Source organism: Planomonospora antibiotica, from assembly GCF_014647955.1.
In the GTDB taxonomy this organism is placed as follows: Bacteria; Actinomycetota; Actinomycetes; order Streptosporangiales; family Streptosporangiaceae; genus Planomonospora; species Planomonospora parontospora.
Map to the genome: position 1 here is coordinate 59216 of NZ_BMQE01000033.1, position 18150 is coordinate 77365.

The 18150-nt window shown below is 73.1% G+C and carries 18 protein-coding genes; 4 read left to right on the forward strand and 14 right to left on the reverse strand.

Annotated features, from left to right (window positions below; translation table 11 throughout):
* Window positions 1–71 precede the first annotated feature (71 nt).
* The 10 genes from IEZ06_RS25455 to IEZ06_RS25500 all read right to left on the reverse strand — a co-directional run bounded on the left by IEZ06_RS25455 (window position 72) and on the right by IEZ06_RS25500 (window position 11434).
* Window positions 72–1064: a TerC family protein gene (locus IEZ06_RS25455; protein ID WP_189239201.1), complete on the reverse strand. Its 993-nt coding sequence runs from the start codon at window positions 1062–1064 to the stop codon at window positions 72–74.
* 337 nt (window positions 1065–1401) lie between these two features.
* A complete protein-coding gene (locus IEZ06_RS25460) occupies window positions 1402–2496 on the reverse strand; it encodes a glycosyltransferase family 4 protein (RefSeq protein ID WP_189239202.1) in 1095 nt (364 codons plus the stop codon).
* Window positions 2489–4345 (reverse strand): murein biosynthesis integral membrane protein MurJ, encoded by a 1857-nt coding sequence (gene murJ, locus IEZ06_RS25465; RefSeq protein ID WP_189239203.1) that lies wholly within the window; start codon window positions 4343–4345, stop codon window positions 2489–2491. The genes IEZ06_RS25460 and murJ overlap by 8 nt, the downstream gene beginning before the upstream one ends.
* Window positions 4342–5208: a hypothetical protein gene (locus tag IEZ06_RS25470; RefSeq protein ID WP_189239204.1), complete on the reverse strand. Its 867-nt coding sequence runs from the start codon at window positions 5206–5208 to the stop codon at window positions 4342–4344. Before IEZ06_RS25470 ends, murJ begins: the two co-directional genes overlap by 4 nt.
* 4 nt (window positions 5209–5212) lie before the next feature.
* Entirely contained in the window at window positions 5213–6250 is a 1038-nt protein-coding gene (locus tag IEZ06_RS25475; RefSeq protein ID WP_189239205.1) for a copper transporter, read from the reverse strand.
* The gene (gene steA, locus IEZ06_RS25480; RefSeq protein WP_189239206.1) at window positions 6247–7458 is read right to left on the reverse strand and encodes a putative cytokinetic ring protein SteA; all 1212 of its coding nucleotides are present in this window, start codon (window positions 7456–7458) and stop codon (window positions 6247–6249) included. The genes IEZ06_RS25475 and steA overlap by 4 nt, the downstream gene beginning before the upstream one ends.
* 115 nt (window positions 7459–7573) lie before the next feature.
* Window positions 7574–9286, reverse strand: a complete 1713-nt coding sequence (recN, locus tag IEZ06_RS25485; RefSeq protein ID WP_189239207.1) for a DNA repair protein RecN — start codon at window positions 9284–9286, stop codon at window positions 7574–7576.
* A gap of 134 nt (window positions 9287–9420) precedes the next feature.
* Entirely contained in the window at window positions 9421–10308 is an 888-nt protein-coding gene (locus tag IEZ06_RS25490) for an NAD kinase (protein WP_189239221.1), read from the reverse strand.
* Window positions 10309–10436: 128 nt separating this feature from the next.
* Complete coding sequence (locus IEZ06_RS25495) at window positions 10437–11255, reverse strand: TlyA family RNA methyltransferase (protein ID WP_189239208.1); 819 nt, start codon at window positions 11253–11255, stop codon at window positions 10437–10439.
* Window positions 11252–11434: a hypothetical protein gene (locus IEZ06_RS25500; RefSeq protein ID WP_189239209.1), complete on the reverse strand. Its 183-nt coding sequence runs from the start codon at window positions 11432–11434 to the stop codon at window positions 11252–11254. The genes IEZ06_RS25495 and IEZ06_RS25500 overlap by 4 nt, the downstream gene beginning before the upstream one ends.
* Before the next feature lie 443 nt (window positions 11435–11877).
* Between IEZ06_RS25500 and IEZ06_RS25505 the strand changes: the two genes are divergently transcribed.
* Window positions 11878–12225, forward strand: a complete 348-nt coding sequence (locus IEZ06_RS25505) for an SCP2 sterol-binding domain-containing protein (protein WP_189239210.1) — start codon at window positions 11878–11880, stop codon at window positions 12223–12225.
* A gap of 56 nt (window positions 12226–12281) precedes the next feature.
* Here the strand turns inward: IEZ06_RS25505 and IEZ06_RS25510 are convergent, their stop codons facing one another.
* Entirely contained in the window at window positions 12282–13316 is a 1035-nt protein-coding gene (locus IEZ06_RS25510) for an HAD-IIA family hydrolase (protein ID WP_189239211.1), read from the reverse strand.
* Window positions 13317–13368: 52 nt separating this feature from the next.
* Window positions 13369–13809 carry a tetratricopeptide repeat protein gene (locus IEZ06_RS25515; RefSeq protein ID WP_189239212.1) on the reverse strand — a complete coding sequence of 147 codons (441 nt, stop codon included), beginning with the start codon at window positions 13807–13809 and terminating at the stop codon, window positions 13369–13371.
* A 110-nt stretch (window positions 13810–13919) separates the two neighbouring features.
* Here IEZ06_RS25515 and IEZ06_RS25520 point away from each other — a divergent pair, with 110 nt between their 5' ends.
* A complete protein-coding gene (locus IEZ06_RS25520; RefSeq protein WP_189239213.1) occupies window positions 13920–15272 on the forward strand; it encodes a DUF1015 family protein in 1353 nt (450 codons plus the stop codon).
* Between the two features lie 112 nt (window positions 15273–15384).
* On the opposite strand, the gene IEZ06_RS25525 is transcribed toward IEZ06_RS25520, so the two are convergent.
* Window positions 15385–15762 carry a single-stranded DNA-binding protein gene (locus IEZ06_RS25525; protein WP_189239214.1) on the reverse strand — a complete coding sequence of 126 codons (378 nt, stop codon included), beginning with the start codon at window positions 15760–15762 and terminating at the stop codon, window positions 15385–15387.
* A gap of 111 nt (window positions 15763–15873) precedes the next feature.
* Between IEZ06_RS25525 and IEZ06_RS25530 the strand changes: the two genes are divergently transcribed.
* On the forward strand, window positions 15874–16800 hold the full coding sequence (locus tag IEZ06_RS25530) for an MBL fold metallo-hydrolase (protein ID WP_189239215.1): 927 nt from the start codon (window positions 15874–15876) through the stop codon (window positions 16798–16800).
* A gap of 55 nt (window positions 16801–16855) precedes the next feature.
* On the opposite strand, the gene IEZ06_RS25535 is transcribed toward IEZ06_RS25530, so the two are convergent.
* Window positions 16856–17854 (reverse strand): hypothetical protein, encoded by a 999-nt coding sequence (locus IEZ06_RS25535; protein ID WP_229798658.1) that lies wholly within the window; start codon window positions 17852–17854, stop codon window positions 16856–16858.
* 3 nt (window positions 17855–17857) lie between these two features.
* On the opposite strand from IEZ06_RS25535, the gene IEZ06_RS25540 reads away from it, so the two are divergent.
* The coding region (locus IEZ06_RS25540) for a hypothetical protein (protein WP_189239223.1) at window positions 17858–18150 on the forward strand (293 nt) is incomplete at its 3' end.

The following is an 18150-nucleotide window of genomic DNA, read 5'->3' on the forward strand; positions in this document are numbered from 1 at the left end:
GAGGATGCTACCGATCTCTCAGCCCTTTTACGGCGCGACGAGACAAGCAAAGCGTCTTCCGCACCAATCCGCTAGACCTGCTTGCTCTCCGCAGAGGTGGCGATTTGGTTGCCCTTGCGCACATCACGCCGCGACTTGGCCAGGCTGGCCACGGTGGTGATCACCATGGTGACGCCGATGACCGACAGCGACATCCAGATCGGCACCTCGGGTGCCCACGAGACGCCGCTGGAGTGCAGCGCCTCAAGAATCAGCTTAACCCCGATGAACCCGAGGATGAACGCCAGGCCGTAGCTGAGGTAGACCAGCCGCTGCAGCAGGCCGCCCAGCAGGAAGTAGAGCTGGCGCAGACCCATCAGCGCGAACGCGTTGGCGGTGAAGACGATGAACGCGTCGGTGGTGAGCCCGAAGATCGCCGGGATGGAGTCGAGCGCGAACAGCAGGTCGGTCGTGCCGATGGCGATCATGACGATCAGCATCGGGGTGACCAGCCGCCGGCCGTTGACCCTGACGAAGACCTTGGAACCCACGTAGTCGTCGGTGTGCGGCAGCGCCCGGCGGGCCCAGCGCAGGACCGCGTTCTCGGTGAACTCCTCGTCGTCGTGGCCGTGCTGGCGGACCAGCTGGACCGCGGTGTAGATGAGGAAGAGGCCGAAGATGTAGAACAGCCAGCCGAAGTTCTGCAGGGCGGCGGCGCCGACGGCGATGAAGATGCCGCGCATGACCAGCGCCAGCAGGATGCCGACCAGCAGCACCTTGTGCTGGTGGATCTTGGGCACCGCGAAGCGGGTCATGATGATGTAGAAGACGAAGAGGTTGTCAATGCTCAGGCTGTACTCGGTGAGATAGCCGGCGAAGAACTCCCCTGCGGGCGTGGGTCCCGCGAAGATCCACAGGACGACGCCGAAGATGGCGGCGAGGGTGACGTAGAAGCCGACCCAGAAACCCGCCTGCCGCATGGAGAACTCCCGGGGCTCGCCCCGGTCGACGATCCACAGGTCGAAGGCGAGGACCAGGAGAAGACCGCCGATCACGGCGATCCAGGCCCACGTGGGTACAGTCATGTTCTTGTTAACCCTCCGGCGCGCATGGCTGAATGCCGGAGGTCTCTCCCGCCCGGCACGGATCACATGTGCGGATCACGCGTGGACCGACAGCCCCGGGGGCCTCGTGGATCGAGGCGGCACCGTGATGACGAGACTGTCACGAAGGGATACTCCCCCCCTAACCAAGCCAGTATAAGGATCCGGCTGGGTGGCACCTAATCCAACCCATGAGCAGGGTGACTTGTTCCCGGTTTCTTGAAATTCGTCCGTTTCGGGCGTCACTCTTGAGAACCTCCACCCCGGACCCTCGAGAACCTCCGCCCCGGCTCCCCGGTCGCCCTCCCCCGGGCTCCGATCAGCACCACGGCCCGCGGTAGACCTCCAGCACCGCGTCCAGCGCCTCCTGCTCGCCCGGCAGTTCCCGGCCCCGCCGGACGGCCTCCTCTGCCAGCCTGCGGGCGAGCCCGTCGTCACCGAGCACCCGGGCGACCGCGTCGGCGAGCGCGGCGGCGTCGCCGTACGGCACCAGCAGCCCGCCCTCCCCGACCATCCCGGGGATCCCCCCGACGGCGGTGGCGATCACCGGCGTGCCCGCCCGCAACGCCTCCTGCACGCTCAGCGGCTGCCCCTCCCACCTGCTGGGCACGACCAGCGCCCGCGCCACCCCGAGCAGGTCGGCCACGTCGTCCCGGTTGCCGAGCAGCCGCACCGGCAGCCCCTCCCGGTCGATCCGCCGCTGCAGTCCCTCCCGGAGCGGTCCGTCCCCCGCGACGAGGAACAGCGCCTGCGGCGACGGGCCGGAGGCGAGGCGGGCCACCGCGTCGAGGAACGTCTCCAGCCCTTTCTGCTGGGCCAGCCTGGCGACGGTCAGGAGCACCGGCAGGTCCCCCGCGCCGAGTTCCGCCCGGACCTCCTCCGGCGACCGCCCCGAGGCGGCCAGGACCGGCGCGGGGACCACCGCCGCCGTGACCCGCCGGGCCCCCAGCGCGGTCATCCGCTCCCCCAGGTCGGGTGAGACCACCAGGACCCGGTCGACGCGGCGGGCGACGATCGCCTCCAGCACCCGGTAGACCACGCCGACCGCACCTCCGGCCGTGGCGGCGTTGTGCAGGGTCACCGCCAGGGGCGCGCCGGTCCCGCTCAGGGCCAGCGCCGCCAGCGCGCCCGCCCGCAACCCGTGCGCGTGCACGGCATCCGCCCTCCGCAGACCCCGCAGTGCCCGTACGGCCCGCAGGTCCCCGCCCGGGCGCGGCCGGTCGGAGATCGGCACCGGCACGAACCTCGCACCGAGCCGGGCGAACCCGAAGGCCGCGTCCGTACCGGGCGGCCCGGCCACCACCACCCGGCAGCCCCGGCCGAGCAGCCCGCCGGCCAGCATCGCGACATGCCGCCCGACCCCGCCCGCGCTGGTCCCCAGCACGAGCGCCACCCGCGTCCCCGTCTCAGCCATCGGCCCGTTCCTTCCCGTCTCCGCAGGGCGCCCCGCCCCCGGACCGTCCGTCCGCCGCGTCCCGCCTCCCACGCCCGTGCGCCCTTCCGCCTCCGGGCGGTCCGTCCGCCGCGCCCGGGTCTCCGCCCCTGCCAGGTTCTCCCCGGCCGTCCGGCTCTTCGCGGCTGTGCGCCCTTCCGCCTCCGGGTGGTCCGTCCGCCGCGCCCGGCGCTCCACTTCTGCGCGACTTCCCGCCTCCGGGCAGCCGGGCGAGAAGTGCCCTGGCATCCGGTCCGTCGACCACCGCGGCCACGGCGGCGAACGCCACCGAGGCGGCCAGCGCGGCTCCGGTCCCGGTGACCAGGCACATCCACTTCGGCACGTCGTCGAAGCCCGTCGCCACGGCCAGCCCGGCGCCGTACCCCGCGCCCCCGCCCGCCAGCGCGGCGAGCAGCGCGCGCCACGTCCCGGCGAGCGCCGCGGCGCCCCTGGCCCGCAGCACCGCACCGGCCAGCAGCGCCCCGCCCGCGGTCATCCCGATCGTGCTGCCCAGCGCCAGCCGACCCACCACGTCGGCCGGGTCCTCCGCCGTGCTCGCGAGCACGATCTGCGCGACCAGCGCCACGGCCCATCCCGCCACCGAGGCCGCGGCCGCCGAACGGCCCCGGCCGCAGGCGTACAGCACCCGGGCCAGGTGGAACACCAGCGCGTAACCGATCAGCCCCGGCGCGAACAGCGCGACGGCCTCCGCCATCTCCCCCGGTCTCCCGCCGTCGGTGTCCTCCAGGAAGAGCCGGGAGACGGGCAGGGCGGCCGCGGCCATCGCGCCCGCCGACAGCCCCATCGCCAGCACGATGATCCGCGTGGTGGAGGCGGCCAGCGCGTCGAAGCCCGCGCGGTCCCCGTCGGCCGCGCGCACGGACAGCGCGGGAAAGGAACTGGTCGCCACCGGTACGGCGAGCACCGCGAACGGCAGCTGGTACAGCGCCCAGGCGTAGGTGTAGAAGGTGATCCTGCCCTCTCCGCCGAACTCGTTGGTGAGCATGACCACCGCGGTCAGCGCGACCTGCTGGGCGACGAGCACCGCGAGACCGGCCGTGGCCAGCCTCCTGGCCTGGGCGGCCACGCCCGGCGGGAAGGAGAGCGCCGGGCGCAGCCGGAGCCGGAGCCGGGCCACCGGGACGATCACGGCCAGCACCATCACGGCGGCCGCGGCCGTCGCCCCGAGCGAGAGGGTCAGCTCCCCGGCCGGGTCCAGCGCGCCCAGGTTCCCGGCCGCGTCCCCGTCGAGCCGGGCGAACAGCAGGTGCGAGGCGACGATGACCAGGCTGGAGACCAGCGGCGCGAGGGCGGGTCCCATGAAGCGCCGGTGCGCCTGGAGCACGCCGTACAGGACGACGGCGAGCCCGAAGAAGATCACCCGGGGCACGAACACGACCAGCATGCGGGTGCCGACCTCGACGACCTGCGCGGCGTCGCAGCCCTCCGGCAGCCTGGTGAGCAGTGCGACGACCGGGCCAGCGAGCACCGCGACCAGCAGGGTCAGCGGCACCAGGGTCAGCATCGTCCAGGTGAGCAGCACCGAGGTGATCCGTCCGGCCTCCGCCCTGGCCTGGGGATCGTCACCGGACCGGGAGGCCGCCGAGGCCAGCACCGGCACCACCATGCCCGCCAGCGCACCCCCCGCCACCAGCTCGAAGACGATGTTGGGCACGTAGTTCGCGGTGGTGTAGGCGGTGCCCAGGCACGCGTTGCCGACGGTGTGCGACTGGACGTAGTACCTGCCGAAACCGGCGATCCGGGCCGCGACGGTCACCGCTCCGATGAGGAGCGCCGCTCCCGCGACCCCCTGACCGATCCTCGTGGTCATCGGTGGCCGGGCGCCTGCTCCACGGGGCGGCGGCCGAGCATGTCGATCCTGTGGAGCACGGGGTTGCCCGCGATCACCTTGGTGAAGCTGATCTTCTCCGAGGCGGCGGTCAGCGCCACGACCGTGCCGAGCACGGCCAGGCGGCCCGGGCGGCCGAGGGTGACGGCGGCGGCCAGGCCGAGCAGCGCGCCCAGCGCGTTGGCCCCGGCGTCGCCCAGCATCGCCCGCTCGCCCAGGTCCTCGGGCAGGAGCGCGGCCGCCGCGCCGAGCGGGAGCGCGGCCAGTCCCGCCCGGACCGGGTCGTCGCGCAGCACCGCGGCGACCAGCAGCGGCGCGCCGCCGATCAGCCCGACCTTGATCGCCCGGCCGGGGCGCAGGTCGAAGAGGTTGGCCAGGTTCGCGCTCCCGGCGACCAGCGCGCCGTTGACCGCGGTGTCGGCGACGCCCCGGGAGGTCAGCGCGGCGGCGGCCAGCCCGGTCGCGCCGATACCGATGATCTTCACGGCGCCGCTGGTGACCTCGCCCTTGGACAGGGCGGTCAGGTGGCCCCTGAACCCCTTGGAGGACGTCACCCCGTACAGGTCGTCGTAGGCGCCGAGCCCGCCGCCGCCCGCGACGGCCAGCAGCGCGGCCGCGCGCAGCCGTACCGGGAGCCCCGGGAGCACCGCGGCCGCCGCTCCCGCGCCCGCGACGAACGCGGGCCCTTCGAGCAGCGTGATCGGCTCGCCCCGGTGGTTGGTCCGGTTCCAGGTCTCCGCGTCGCCGACCGGCGGCCTGCGGGTGAACGCCGCGTAGGCGGCCCGGGCCGCCGCGGCACCGAGCAGGGCACCGGCGAGGGCGCCGAGAAGAGCGCGACGAGCCATCGGATCATCCTCCGGAATCGGCGGTGGGGGGCGGGGAGGCCGACGGCGCCGGGGTCGACGCGGTGGGCTCGAAGGCCGAGGCGCCGGTGCCGATGCCGTACTGGCCGACGCCGCCGGCCAGTTGCTCCCGCAGAGCGTAGACCACCACGACCCGGCCCGCGGGCATGTCGGCGGTGTCCACGCTGGAGACCTTCTCCGCGGCCACCGCGTTCTCACGCAGCGCGGCGAGGGCGCCGCCGGCCGCGGTGGCGGCCGCGGTGCCGGTCAGCACGCTCCCCCGGGAACCCTCGTCCAGGCCGAGCGCCGTCGCCGCGATCGCGTCCGCCTGCGCGGTCGCGCTCTCCCCGGCGTACGGCTCCGCAGGGGCGATCAGCACCGCCGCGCCAGCCAGGAAGAGCCGCCCGTCCGGCGCCGCGGAGGCCTCCCGGCCGTCGGCTGCGGGCGTGGCGGCCGCCGCGGTGACGCTGAGCAGCCCCGCGCGCTCGAAGGCGTCGAGGATCCCTCCCGCCTCCGGGTTCTCCTTGCCGGTCTGGGTGGGGTCGGCGGTCACGATCGCACTGGCCAGCACCGCGGCGGCCTTGTCGTACGGCGTGTCCTCCGCCGGGAAGACCACGCTCGCGGGTTTGACCGCGAGGGCGAGCCGGTCGACGAAGCCCGACTGCTCGGCGTCGACGTACTTCTCGGTGAGGGTGACCCGGCCGGTCACGGTCGCCCCGGCGTCGGAGATCGTCTGCTGCACCGCGTCACGGACGGCCGCGGTGGCGCCGGGGGCCTCGACGATCACCACGCTCTGCCCGGCCAGCCCGCCCCGGACCAGCTCGGGGGTGCGGGCTGCGGCGAAGGCGTCGTTTCCGGCCTCGCGCTTGCGCAGGACGTCCAGCTGGTCGCGGAGCTCGGTGTTGCCCTTGCTGAGCTGGTCGGCGAGGGTCTCGGCCGTCTTGATGGCCGGCTCCTCCAGCAGGGTCGTGCCCAGCACGATGCCGACCGAGAGCGCGAGGAAGATCGCGACGATGGAGACGAGGTGATAACGGAAATCGATCACGAGAAGAGTCCGACCAGCCAGAAGATGAAGCTGTTCCAGACGTCGCGGACGCTGTCGATCCAGATCTTGCCCACCGGGGAGACGAAGATCGCGACCCCCATGGTGATCAGCGTGGTGGCGACGAGCAGGAGCAGGGACGGAGTGGAGATCCGGCTGCGGTAGAGCCGGCTGACGCCCTTCGCGTCGATGAGCTTGCTGCCCACCCGCAGCCGGGTGAGGAAGGTGCTGGCCATGCCGGACCGTCCCTTGTCCAGGAACTCCTCCAGCGTCCAGTGCGTGCCGACGGCGACGAGCAGCTCGGCGCCCTTGTCGTCGGCGATCAGCATCGCGATGTCCTCGCTGGTCCCGATCGCCGGGAAGACCACGGCCTCGCGCCCGAGCTGCTCGACCCGCTCCAAACCCGGCGCCCGGCCGTCCCGGTAGGCGTGCACGACCAGCTCCGCGCCGCACGACAGCGCCTTGGCGGAGACCGAGTCGAAGTCGCCGACGATGACGTCCGGCGTGTAGCCGGCCTCCAGCAGCGCGTCGGCGCCGCCGTCGACGCCGATCATCACGGGGCGGTACTCCCGGATGTAGGGCCGCAGGGCCGCGATGTCCTCCTTGTAGTGGTAACCGCGGACCACGATGAGGACGTGGCGCCCCTCCATGTCGGTCCGGATGTCGGGCACGCCGACCCCGTCGATGAGTAGGTCCCGCTCGCGGCGGACGTACTCCATGGTGTTCGCGGCGAACGCCTCGATCTGGACGGTCAGGCCGGCCCGCGCCTCGGCCATCGCGGCCTCGACGGACTCGGCCGTCTGCACCTCGCCCTTGCCCACGATCTCGTCGTCGAGGTAGACCGCGCCCTCGTGCAGCCGGACCAGGTCGCCGTCCCTGATCCGCTCGAACAGCTCGGGGGTGGCGTTGTCGACGAACGGCACACCCGCCTCGAGGATGATCTGCGGTCCCATGTTGGGGTAGCGGCCGCTGATGCCCGCGGCGACGTTGACCACGCCCGCCGCGCCGCACGCGACAAGCGCCTCCGCGCTCACCCGGTCGACGTCCACGTGATCGATGATTGCGATCTCCCCGGCCTGGAGGCGTTTTGTCAGCCTCTTGGTCCGCCGGTCGATCCTCGCCACTGCCGTCACCCCGGGAAGGTCCGTGACCTTCCTGCGGCGGAGGTATCCGTTGAGCCTGCGTTGCAGCCCGTCAGTCGGAACCTTCATCGTGTCCATCCTGCCAGAGGGAGAGAGCGGGAGAGTCCCGTACCGGGCCGCGTGTCAACCCCGGCGCCGCGCGTCGCCGTCCGGACGCGCCCGACCGGGCGTGCGGACGGACCGCTCATCTCTTGGCCGCCGCCGCCGCGGCCAGCAGTTCCTCGGCGTGCGCCCGGCCGAGCTCCGAGTCCTCCAGACCCGCCAGCATGCGGGAGAGTTCGCGGATCCGGCCGTCCCGGTCCAGGGCCACCACGCCGCTGCGCACCACGCTGCCGTCGTCGGCCTTCTCCACGACCAGGTGCTGGTCGGCGAAGGCGGCGACCTGCGGCAGGTGTGTGACCACTATCACCTGCGCGGTGCGGGCGAGGTGGGCCAGCCGCCGCCCGATCTCGACGGCGGCCTTGCCGCCGACCCCCGCGTCGACCTCGTCGAACACGAACGTCGGCACCGGGTCGGCACCGGCGAACACCACCTCGATGGCCAGCATGACGCGGCTCAGCTCACCGCCCGAGGCCCCCTTGTTGAGCGGCAGCGGCGGCGACGCCGGGTGCGGGGACATGCGCAGCTCGACCTCGTCCACGCCCTGGGGGCCGAAGTCGGCCGCCTCGCCGATCTCGACCACGACGCGCGCGTGCGGCATGGCCAGGGCGGTGAGCTCCTCGGTGACGGCCCGCCCGAACCGCTCGGCGGCGGCCCGGCGGATCCGGGTCAGCTCGGCGGCCAGCTCGGTGAGGCGGCCGGTGAGCTCCTCCTGCTCGCGGGTGAGGTCGCCGATCCGGTCGTCGTCGCCCTCCAGCTCGGCCAGGCGGCGCGCGGCCTGCTCGGCCCAGCCGAGCACCGCTGCGGTGTCCTCGCCGTACTTGCGCACCAGGTGGGTGAGGACGGCCCGGCGCTCCTGGACGACCGCCAGCCGCGCCGGATCGGCCTCGATCGACTCGGCGTAGCCGGCCAGTTCCGTGGCGATGTCGGAGATGAGGTAGCCGGCCTCGGCGAGCCGGTCGGCGAGTCCGGCCAACGCCGCGTCGAAGTCGCGGACCGCGTCGACCGCGGCGCGTGCCTGCCCGACCAGCGAGGCGGCGTCCTGCACGGCCTGCTCGGTGGACATGGGGTCGCCGAGCAGCGCGGTGTGCGCCGTCTCGGCCGCGGTCCTGAGCGCGTCGGCGTGGGAGAGCCGCTCCTCCTCCTCCAAGAGGCCGACGTCCTCCCCCGGCTTGGGATCGGCCTTCTCGACCTCCTCCAGCCCGAACCTGAGCAGGTCGGCCTCCTGGCTGCGCTCCCTGGCCCTGGTGGTGAGCTCGGCCAGCTGCTCGGCGACCTCCCGGTGCCGCTTGTAGGCCTGCTCGTAGGCGCGCAACGGCTTGACCAGCTCGTCACCGGCGTAGCGGTCGAGCGCGGCCCGCTGGCGGCCCGGCTGCAGCAGCCGCTGCTGGTCCATCTGGCCGTGCACGGCCACCAGATCGTCGGCCAGGTAGGTGAGCGTGCCCACCGGGACGCTGCGCCCGCCCAGCCAGGCCCGACTGCGGCCCTCGGCGGAGACCGTGCGCGAGACGATCAGCTCGCCGTCCTCGACCACGCCGCCGAGGTCCTCGACCTGCTGGGCCACCCGGCCCCGCGGGTCGACCACGAGGGTGCCCTCGACGGTGGCCTTGTCGGCCCCGGGACGGACGCGGGCGGGGTCGGCCCGGCCGCCGAACAGCAGCCCGAGGCCGGTCACCACCATGGTCTTGCCCGCACCGGTCTCACCGGTGACCACGGTGAACCCCGGCGACAGCGCCAGGACGGCCTCGTCGATCACGCCGAGCCCCTGGATGCGGACCTCCTCGACCCTGGGTCGCACTGGTCCCTCCCGTCACATCGAATCGACCGAACATCAGTGCGGTGCGCGGGCACGATCCTACGCGCTCGCACCTGCCACCGCCCGGACACGCGACCCCGGGGCCGCGCGGCAGAACATGGGTCCGCGGACGGACTCTAGGGCCTCGTACGGCCGCGCCACCCCTGGACGGGGAGGTCGAACTTGGCCACCAGCCGGTCGGTGAACGGCGCCCCGGTGTCCTCCACGCCGTGCAGCCGGGCGAGCCGTACCGGCACCTCGCCGCGGCGGACCTCGACCCGGGCCCCGGCGGGCAGGTCGAACCGGCGGCGGCCGTCGCACCACAGCACCGCGCCCGCGGTCTGCGGCTGGATCTCCAGCGCCAGGGCGGAGCGGGGCGAGACCACCAGCGGCCGGGCGAACAGCGCGTGCGCACTGATCGGCACCAGCAGCAACGCCTCCACCTCGGGCCAGACGACCGGCCCTCCGGCGGAGAACGCGTACGCGGTCGAACCTGTCGGCGTGGCGCAGATGACCCCGTCGCACCCCCACCGCGACAGCGGCCGCCCGTCTATCTCGGCGACCACCTCGAGCATGCGCTCGCGCTTCTCCACGGTGGCCTCGTTCAGTGCCCACGTGTCGGCCAGCACCTGCCCGTTGAGGCGCGCGGTGACCTCGATCGTCATCCGCTCCTCGACGTCGTAGCGGCCCTGCACGACGCAGTCCACCGCGGCCGCCAGGTCTTCCACCTCGGCCTCGGCGAGGAAGCCCACGTGCCCGAGGTTGACCCCGAGCAGCGGGACCCCGGCCGGGCGGGCCAGCTCGGCGGCCCGCAGCAGGCTGCCGTCGCCGCCGAGGACGATCATCATCTCGGCGTCCTGGATCGCGGACAGGCCGGTGGGCACCACGTCGACCCCCGGGCAGCCGACGGCCTCCGCCTCGGCGCCGAGCACGCGCACGGTCAGGCCCTCCTCGACGAGCCGGCCGATCACCATCCGGGCGCTGTCGACGGCGGCCTCCCGCCCCGTGTGGGCGGTGACGAGCACGGTGCGCTTCGACGCCGCGGCCCGTCCTGCGGGAGGCTCGGCCGAGGAACCGGCCGGGAACGCCGACCGGGAACCGGCCGAGGGGCCCGTCCCGGGGGTCGCCGGGGGCTCGGCATGGGGCCGCGCGGTCACTGCGGCCCCTCCGCCACCGCGCGCGCGATCTCCGCGTCGATGTCCTCCACCGGCGGAGCGCCCTCCCCCTTGCCCAGCCAGATCACGTACTCGACGTTGCCCGACGGGCCGGGCAGGGGACTGGCGGTGACGCCCCGCACGACCAGGCCGAGCGCCCGCGCGGCCGCGGCGACGTCCCGTACGGCCTGCGCGCGCAGGACCGGGTCGCGGACGACGCCGCCCGCGCCGACCCGTTCCCTGCCGACCTCGAACTGCGGCTTGACCAGCATCGCGAAGTCCGCCTCCGGGGCGGCGCAGGCGGCCAGGGCGGGCAGCACCAGCCGCAGGGAGATGAACGACAGGTCGCCGACGACCAGCGTGGGGGCCTCGCCGACCATCTCGGGCGTCAGGTCCCTGACGTTGACCCGCTCCATGACCGTGACCCGCTCGTCGGTCCTGAGCGACCAGGCGAGCTGGCCGTACCCGACGTCGACGGCGAGCACGTGCGCCGCGCCTTCGCGCAGCAGCACGTCGGTGAACCCCCCGGTCGACGCGCCGGCGTCCAGGCAGCGCCGCCCCCGGACGCTCAGCCCCGCCGGGCCGAACGCCTCCAGCGCCCCGACGAGCTTGTGCGCGCCCCGCGAGACGTAGTCGGGTCCCTCCTCCGCCTCGGTGACCACGATCGCCGAGGCGGTGTCGACCTGCGTGGCGGGCTTGGCCGCCGTCCGGCCTCCGACGGTGACCCGGCCCGCCTCGATGAGCTGGGCCGCCTGCTCACGGGAGCGGGCCAGCCTGCGGCGGACGAGCTCGCTGTCGAGGCGTGCCCGCCGGCTCATCGGGAACCGCCCTGAGCGTCGTCCGCCGACGCGAGCGCGTCCTCCAGTCCGGCGAGGACCTCCTCGAACACGCCCACGTGCGCCGCCACCGGCACGTCGCCGAGCACGGCGAGGCCGCCCAGCGCGGTGTCCACCCGTTCGTCCCCGGTCTTCTCCGAGAGATCCCGCAGGTCAGTCATGCGCCCCCTCCGGAGGTGCTCTTCGCCGTCGCGGCGCCCTTGCGGGCACACCGGGACGGGGGGGTCCGGCCGGCGAGCCGGTCATCGATCATATGTTCGATCGACACAACCATACCTCCTCGATCACCGCGACACGGGAAGTTCCCGGTGAGGCCGGATCCCGCCCCGGGCCCGGCCGGAACCCGCCCGTCCGCGCTCCGCCGTGCGGACGGAGCGGACCGGGCCTCCCCGAACCGAGCCGCCCGCGAACTATCGCGCATGCCCCGCTCGTTGTCATCCCGACAAGCCACCGGCAGCTTCCGCGTCCTGCGACGGCCCGGGCGGGGACGGGCCGATCTCCGGCGCGCCCGCCGCCCCGGATCGCGCACCGCGTCCATGTGGAACGCTACCGTCCATAGGGAATGGATCCGCGCCGGTCCTCAAGGAGAAAGGAGCGCCACTCGATGGCGACCATCGACGAGTGCCGGGCGGCACTTCGGAAGCTCGGCGAGCAGTTCGACGAGATCGCCCCGGAGGACCGCGCGAAGCATGTGGTCGAGCGCACCATCAGCTGCCGCATCAGCGACCTGGGAGTCACCTTCCACGGCCGCATCCACCACGGCGGCCTCGGCCCCTTCGACGACGACCCTCCGGCCGACGGCGCCTCCCCCGCGGTGAAGCTGACCATCGGCAGCGACGACCTGGTCGCGCTCGTCAACGGCGAGCTCGACATGGGACGCGCCGTCTTCGGCGGGCGGGTCAAGATCGACGCCAGCTTCGGCGACCTCATGCGCCTCCGCAAGCTCCTCTGAGCACCCGTACGGCGCGGCGGCCCGGAACCGCGGGGACGAGCCCCCGGCATCCCGGGTCACCCGCGCGGGCCGGGGCCCCCGGAGAGCGCGTCGCCCCGGAGCAGGGGGGCGAGCACGTCCTTCACCGCGTCCTCGTCCGCCCGGTCGTCCCCGGCGGCCTCCCACGCGGCGGCACAGGCCGCCCGCAGCCCGTCGGAGGGCTCGCCCCCGCCCTCCAGCCGGAGCCTCTCCCCGGCCCATCGGGCGGCCCAGCCCGCACAGGTCCATCCTCCGCCGTCCCGTTCCGGGGCGGTGTACGGCCGGTGCAGCGCGGACAGGTCGGCGGCGAGGTAGGTGGGCCGCTGCCGGGGCCCGGCGGTCAGCAGGTCGAGGGGGCCCGCGACGCCGGTCAGCACCAGCAGGCTGTCCACCCCGGCGTTGCGGGCTCCCTCGATGTCGGTGTCGAGCCGGTCTCCGACCACGAGCGGCCGGGTCGCGCCGGTCCGGATCATCGACTCACGGTGCAGCGGCGGCTCCGGCTTCCCGGCGACGATCGGCTCCACCCCCGTCGCGGCGGCGATCACCCGCGTCATCGCACCGTTGCCGGGCAGCTCTCCCCGGCCGGTCGGCATGGTCGAGTCCGCGTTCGCGGCGACGAACAGGGCTCCCCGCCGCACGGCCAGCGCGCCCTCCGACAGCAGGCCGTAGGAGAGGTCGGGCGCGATGCCCTGCACCACCGCCGCCGGCTCCTCCAGGGCGGTGCTGACCGGGCGCAGGCCGTGGGCGCGCAGCGCGGCACGCAGCCCCATGCCCCCCACCACCAGGACCGCCGACCCCGGGGCGACCCGCTCGGCGACCAGCCGCGCCGCCGCCTGCGCCGAGGTGACGACGTCGCCGGGCGTCGCGGGGGCGCCGAGCTCGCTCAGATGCCCGGCGATCGCGGCGGGGGTGCGGGAGGCGTTGTTGGTGACGTAGGCGAGCCGTACGCCGCGTTCCTCCGCCCGCCGCAGAGCCTCCGGAGCCCCCGGCACGGCGCCCCGGCCGAGGTACACGACCCCGTCCAGGTCCAGCAGGAGGGTGTCATAGGCGTCGATCAGCGTCTGTGAGTCCACTGGATCATTCCACCATCCGCCGCGGCCACGCCCCTCAGGGGTTCGCTCCCGGTCACATGCGGCGGGCGCGCAGCGTCGCGCGGACGCTCTTCAGCGCCGAGACGTAATGGCGCTGGTCGGGCCGCATCGCGACGGCGATGGCCAGTGGCTCCTGGGCGGCCTCCATGTCCCCGGTCCGCCACAGGGCCAGGCCCAGCCCGAAGTAGGCGTAGTCCTCGGTCGGGTTGGCATCGACGATCCAGCGGAAACTGTCGACGGCCTCGGCATAGCGCCTGGAGTTGAACTGGGCGCGGGCGAGCGCCTCACGGATGCTCCGCGACCCGGGTTCGGCGTCGGCGGCGCGCTCCAGCAGCGCGGCGGCGGCCGCGGGGCTCCCCTCGGCCAGGAGTCTCATCCCGCGCTGGAACCACTCGTAGACGTTCCCCGCCGGCGCACCCGCCTCGGATTCGAGGCCGGAATCGGGGGAATCAGACGGACCGCGTCCTTCGACCATTGCCAAGGCCTCCTTCATCGACAGGCGGCAGATCCGACCGACTTCCCTGGCGGGAGCGGCACCACCACACCCGCAGGGCGATATCCGGACGTTCCAGGCCTTATGGCAGCATGCCCCGTATGGCCAATCCTGAACTGCCGATACCCGACGGACTGGTGCTGCGTCCGTTCCACGGCGTGCGGTTCGCGGTCGACGATCTGGCCGAGGTGACCTCGCCGCCTTACGATCTCATCGCGGAGAACGACGTGCGCGAGCTTCTCGACTCCCATCCCAACAACGTCGTGCGGTTGATCCTTCCCGGAGCCGACCGCCACCGCTACGCCGAGGCCCGTGAGATCCTCGGATCCTGGCTCTCCTCCGGAGTGCTGGTCGTCGACGCGGCACCCGCGGTGTACGTCTACGAGCAGGCCGGGAAGGGAGTGCTCCAGCGAGGGCTCATCGGAGACGTGGGCCTGGCCGCCCCCGGGCAACGGGTGATCCTGCCGCACGAGGACGTCATGCCCGGCCCGGTGGCCGACCGCCTCGCCCTCATGCGCACGACCGAGGCCAACCTGGAACCCATCTTCCTTCTCTACGAGGGCCGGGGCGGCGCCGCCACCCGTCTCGTCGACCGGGTCGCCGCCACCCGCCCGCCGCTGACCGAAGCCGAGACACGGGACGGGGTGCGCCACCGGCTCTGGGCGGTGACCGACCTCACCGAGCTCTCCGAACTCGACGATGACCTGCGCGGCCGCAGCGCCCTCATCGCCGACGGTCACCACCGCTACGCCACCTACCGCGCGCTGCAGGCGGAGCACCACGCGGCCGGCTCCCACTCCGAGGAAGACGAGCCCGGGCCCTGGGACTTCGGCCTGGCCCTGCTGGTGGACGTCGATGCCTACCCACCGGACCTGAAGGCCATCCACCGGGTCATCCCGGATCTGCCGCTCGACGAGGCCGTGGCCCGGGCGAGAGGCGCCTGGCAGGTCCACGAACATCCTGACCTCGCCAAGGGCCTCGCCGCGCTGGAGGAGACCACCGGCCCCGCCTTCCTGCTGTCCGATGGAGGCCCCACGCACCTGCTCACCGACCCCGACCCCTGCCAGCTCGAGCACGCCATGCCCGCGGACCGCTCCGCCCGGTGGCGTGCGCTGAACACCTCGGTCCTCGCGGAATTCCTGTTGCCGAAGGTCTGGGGGATGCGGGACGACGAGCACTCGGTGCGCATCGTGCACCACGACCCCGAGGCCGCGGTACGGCTCGCCCGTGACAGCGGGGGGACCGCCGTGCTGCTGAGCCCCCTCGCGGTCGACGACGTGCTCGCGATCGCCGCGCAGGGCGAGCGGGTTCCGCGCAAGTCCACCTCCTTCGGCCCCAAGCCCCGCACCGGCCTGATCCTGCGGCTGCTCACCGCGCAGCCGGACCGGAGGTCCAGGCCTTCCGGAGAGGGCGGGTCTCCTCCGCCGGGCGGCCCGCCCCGGTAGAGGGGCACGGGATCGGAGGGACCGGCCGACCGGTATCGGAAACCTCGGCGATCAGATCTCCACCAGGCGGCGCTCCGGCCGTCCGAGCGTCACCGTCACGGGACCGTGAGGTTCAGCTGCGAGCGGGGACAGGGTCGGCGGAGGCGCTCCCGTGCTGGGCGCAGACCTCCGGGGGCCCGTGTCCGAGCCGGCTCGCCGAACGGACCTCGACCTCGTAGCCGGATGCCTTCGCCCCGTCCTTCCCCCACCACCGGCGCCGCAGGGAGCCGACGACCTCGACCATGTCGTCGGGACTCCACCCGGTCACCGTCTCGACGACACCGGGCTCGAACGCCACGCACGGGATGGTGTCCACCCGGATGCCGCGCCCCTGCTGCTGCCGTCTCCGGACGACCAACCGCCAGGTGCCGAATCTGGTGCCGCTCTGCAACGACCTGACCTGAACGGCCTCGGGCAGACGGCCCGCCAGGACGACCTCATTGCGATCCATCGGATCCTCCTTCGATCTCTGCTGACCGAGGACGACTCTCTACGATGAGAGCTGTGCCGGGATGGCCAGAAGGTCATTCTGGGGACGCCGGTTCCAGTTCTGAGGTGGCCTGTGGACAACATCACCGATCTCGGCGGGGACGTCTACGAGATCGATACGAGAATGGCCGGATACTCCGGCATAACGGCGGGTTACCTGATCCTCGGGGATCGCCCATGCCTGGTGGAGACGGGGACCTCCACCTCGGCCCCGGTGGTCAGGGACGCCCTGACCACGCTGGGGGTCGGTTCCCGCGATCTCGCGACGGTCGTCGTCACGCACATCCACCTCGACCACGCCGGCGGCGTCGGGGACATCGCGGGGTTCTACCCCGAGGCGGAGATCGTGGTGCACGAGAAAGGTGCGCGGCACCTCGCCGACCCGTCACGGCTCATGGCGAGCGCCCGGATGGTCTGGGGAGACAAGCTGGACGTCCTGTTCGGCGAACTGTCCGCCACCGACGCCTCCCGGATCCGCGCGCTCGGCGACAGCGGATCCGTCGACCTCGGCAACGGCCGGACCTTGAACAGCCACTACTCCCCCGGCCACGCCAAGCACCACGTGGGGCTCATCGACTCCAGCACCGGGGACCTCTACGTCGGAGACGCCGCGGGCGTCTACCTCCCGCAGACCGGCGACCTGCGTCCCGCCACCCCTCCACCGGACTTCGACCTGCGGACCGCCCTGGACTCCATCGCGCTGTTCGAGGACCTCCGCCCGCAGCGCCTGCTGTTCAGCCACTACGGCCCGGTCGCCGACGTGGCGGAGACCCTGGAGCGTTCTGCGGAGGAACTCCGGATCTGGGTCGATCTGACCCGGCAGGCCCGCTCGGAGGGCATGGACCTGGACCATGCGGTGGCCATGGTCAGGGAACGCACGCAGGAGCGCTACGCGGCGCTCAGGAGCGACGACGCGACCGCCGAGCAGTTCGAACTGCTGAGCGGAGCCCCGTCCAACGTCGCCGGCATCATGCACTGGCTGGACCGGGTCCAGCCCTGAGACGCCGAATCGGTCGGGGGCGAACCGGGACGGTTCGCCCCCGACCGATCAAGGACTACTTCTTCCCGTCCTCGGCGTCCTTCTCCGCCTCATGCTCTCCGCCTCGGTCGTCGTCGGCTTCGGCGGAGTCGTCGAGGATGTCACCGAAGTCGGGCTCGATGAAGGCCGGACCGACACCGGTCTCGGGCTTCTGCACGGCTTTCCGCTCCGTGGCGTCCTCTTCACGGGTCGGCTCCTCGGCCGCGGGAGGCTCTTCCTCCGCGATCTCGTCGATGACCCGCTCGTCGTCCCCGTCGAGATCGTCATCGTCTTCGATCTGCGCGTCCAGCACGCTGAAGCTCTCGAGCCCGGTGTCCGTACCGTCCTCGGGGGCCTCGCCGGAGTCCGCGTCACGAGTCACGTCGTCACGGGCCACGTCGTCACGGGCCACGTCGGTCTCCGCGCCCTCTGAATCCGCAGAGCCCTCGTCATCGTCCTCTTCGAGGTCCTCGATGACGGCACCGGTGAGCTCGGCGTAGCGCTCGGCCGCGTCGGTCTCGCCGTCCTCGTCGAAGGCCATCGCGCGACCGAACCACTCCGTGGCCGCACCCTCGTGTCCCGCGTCCGCCAGAGCATCGGCGTAGGCGAAGGCCAGCCGCGCCGACCAGGGCTGAGGACGCTCGTCACGCAGCTCGGGCAGCCGCTGAAGGGTGATGACCGCAGCGTCCTTCTGGCCGAGATCCCGGCGTGCGCCGGACTCCACGATGGCCATCTCGATCTTCCCCACCCGGTCGAGACGCTCGGCCTCCTTGGACCGGGCCAGATCGAGAGCCCGCTCCGGGCGCCCGAGACCGCGCTCGCAGTCCGCCATGATCGGGAGGAACGACTCCGACCCCGTCATCCGGCGAGCGGCCCGCAGATCACTGAGTGCCTCCGCGAAGTGCCCTGCCCGGTAGGCGGCGATGCCGACGGCCTCGCGGATCACACCGATCCTGGCAGCGAAGCGACGGGCGACCTTGGTGTGCTCGTACGCCTGCTCCGCGTCCTCCTCTCCGAGAGCCCGCTCCGCCGCCACCAGGTGACGGGAGATCAGGTCGGCGAGGTCGAGGGGGAGAGAACGCAGTTCCTCGCGAATCTCCTTGTCGAGCTCTTCGGCGGTGATGTCCGGAGCGAGTGGAGGCAGTTCCTCACGCTCTCGCGCCGGCGCCTCGTCGTTACGGCGACCGCTCGGTTCATCGCGGCTGTAACGGCTGCGGGAGCCGCCTTCACCGCGGAACCCACCGTCCCGGTCACCGTAAGGCCGGCCGCCGGGACGGTCGTCCCGGTTGAACGGACGACGCTCCCCACCACGATCGTCCCGATCCCGGTACC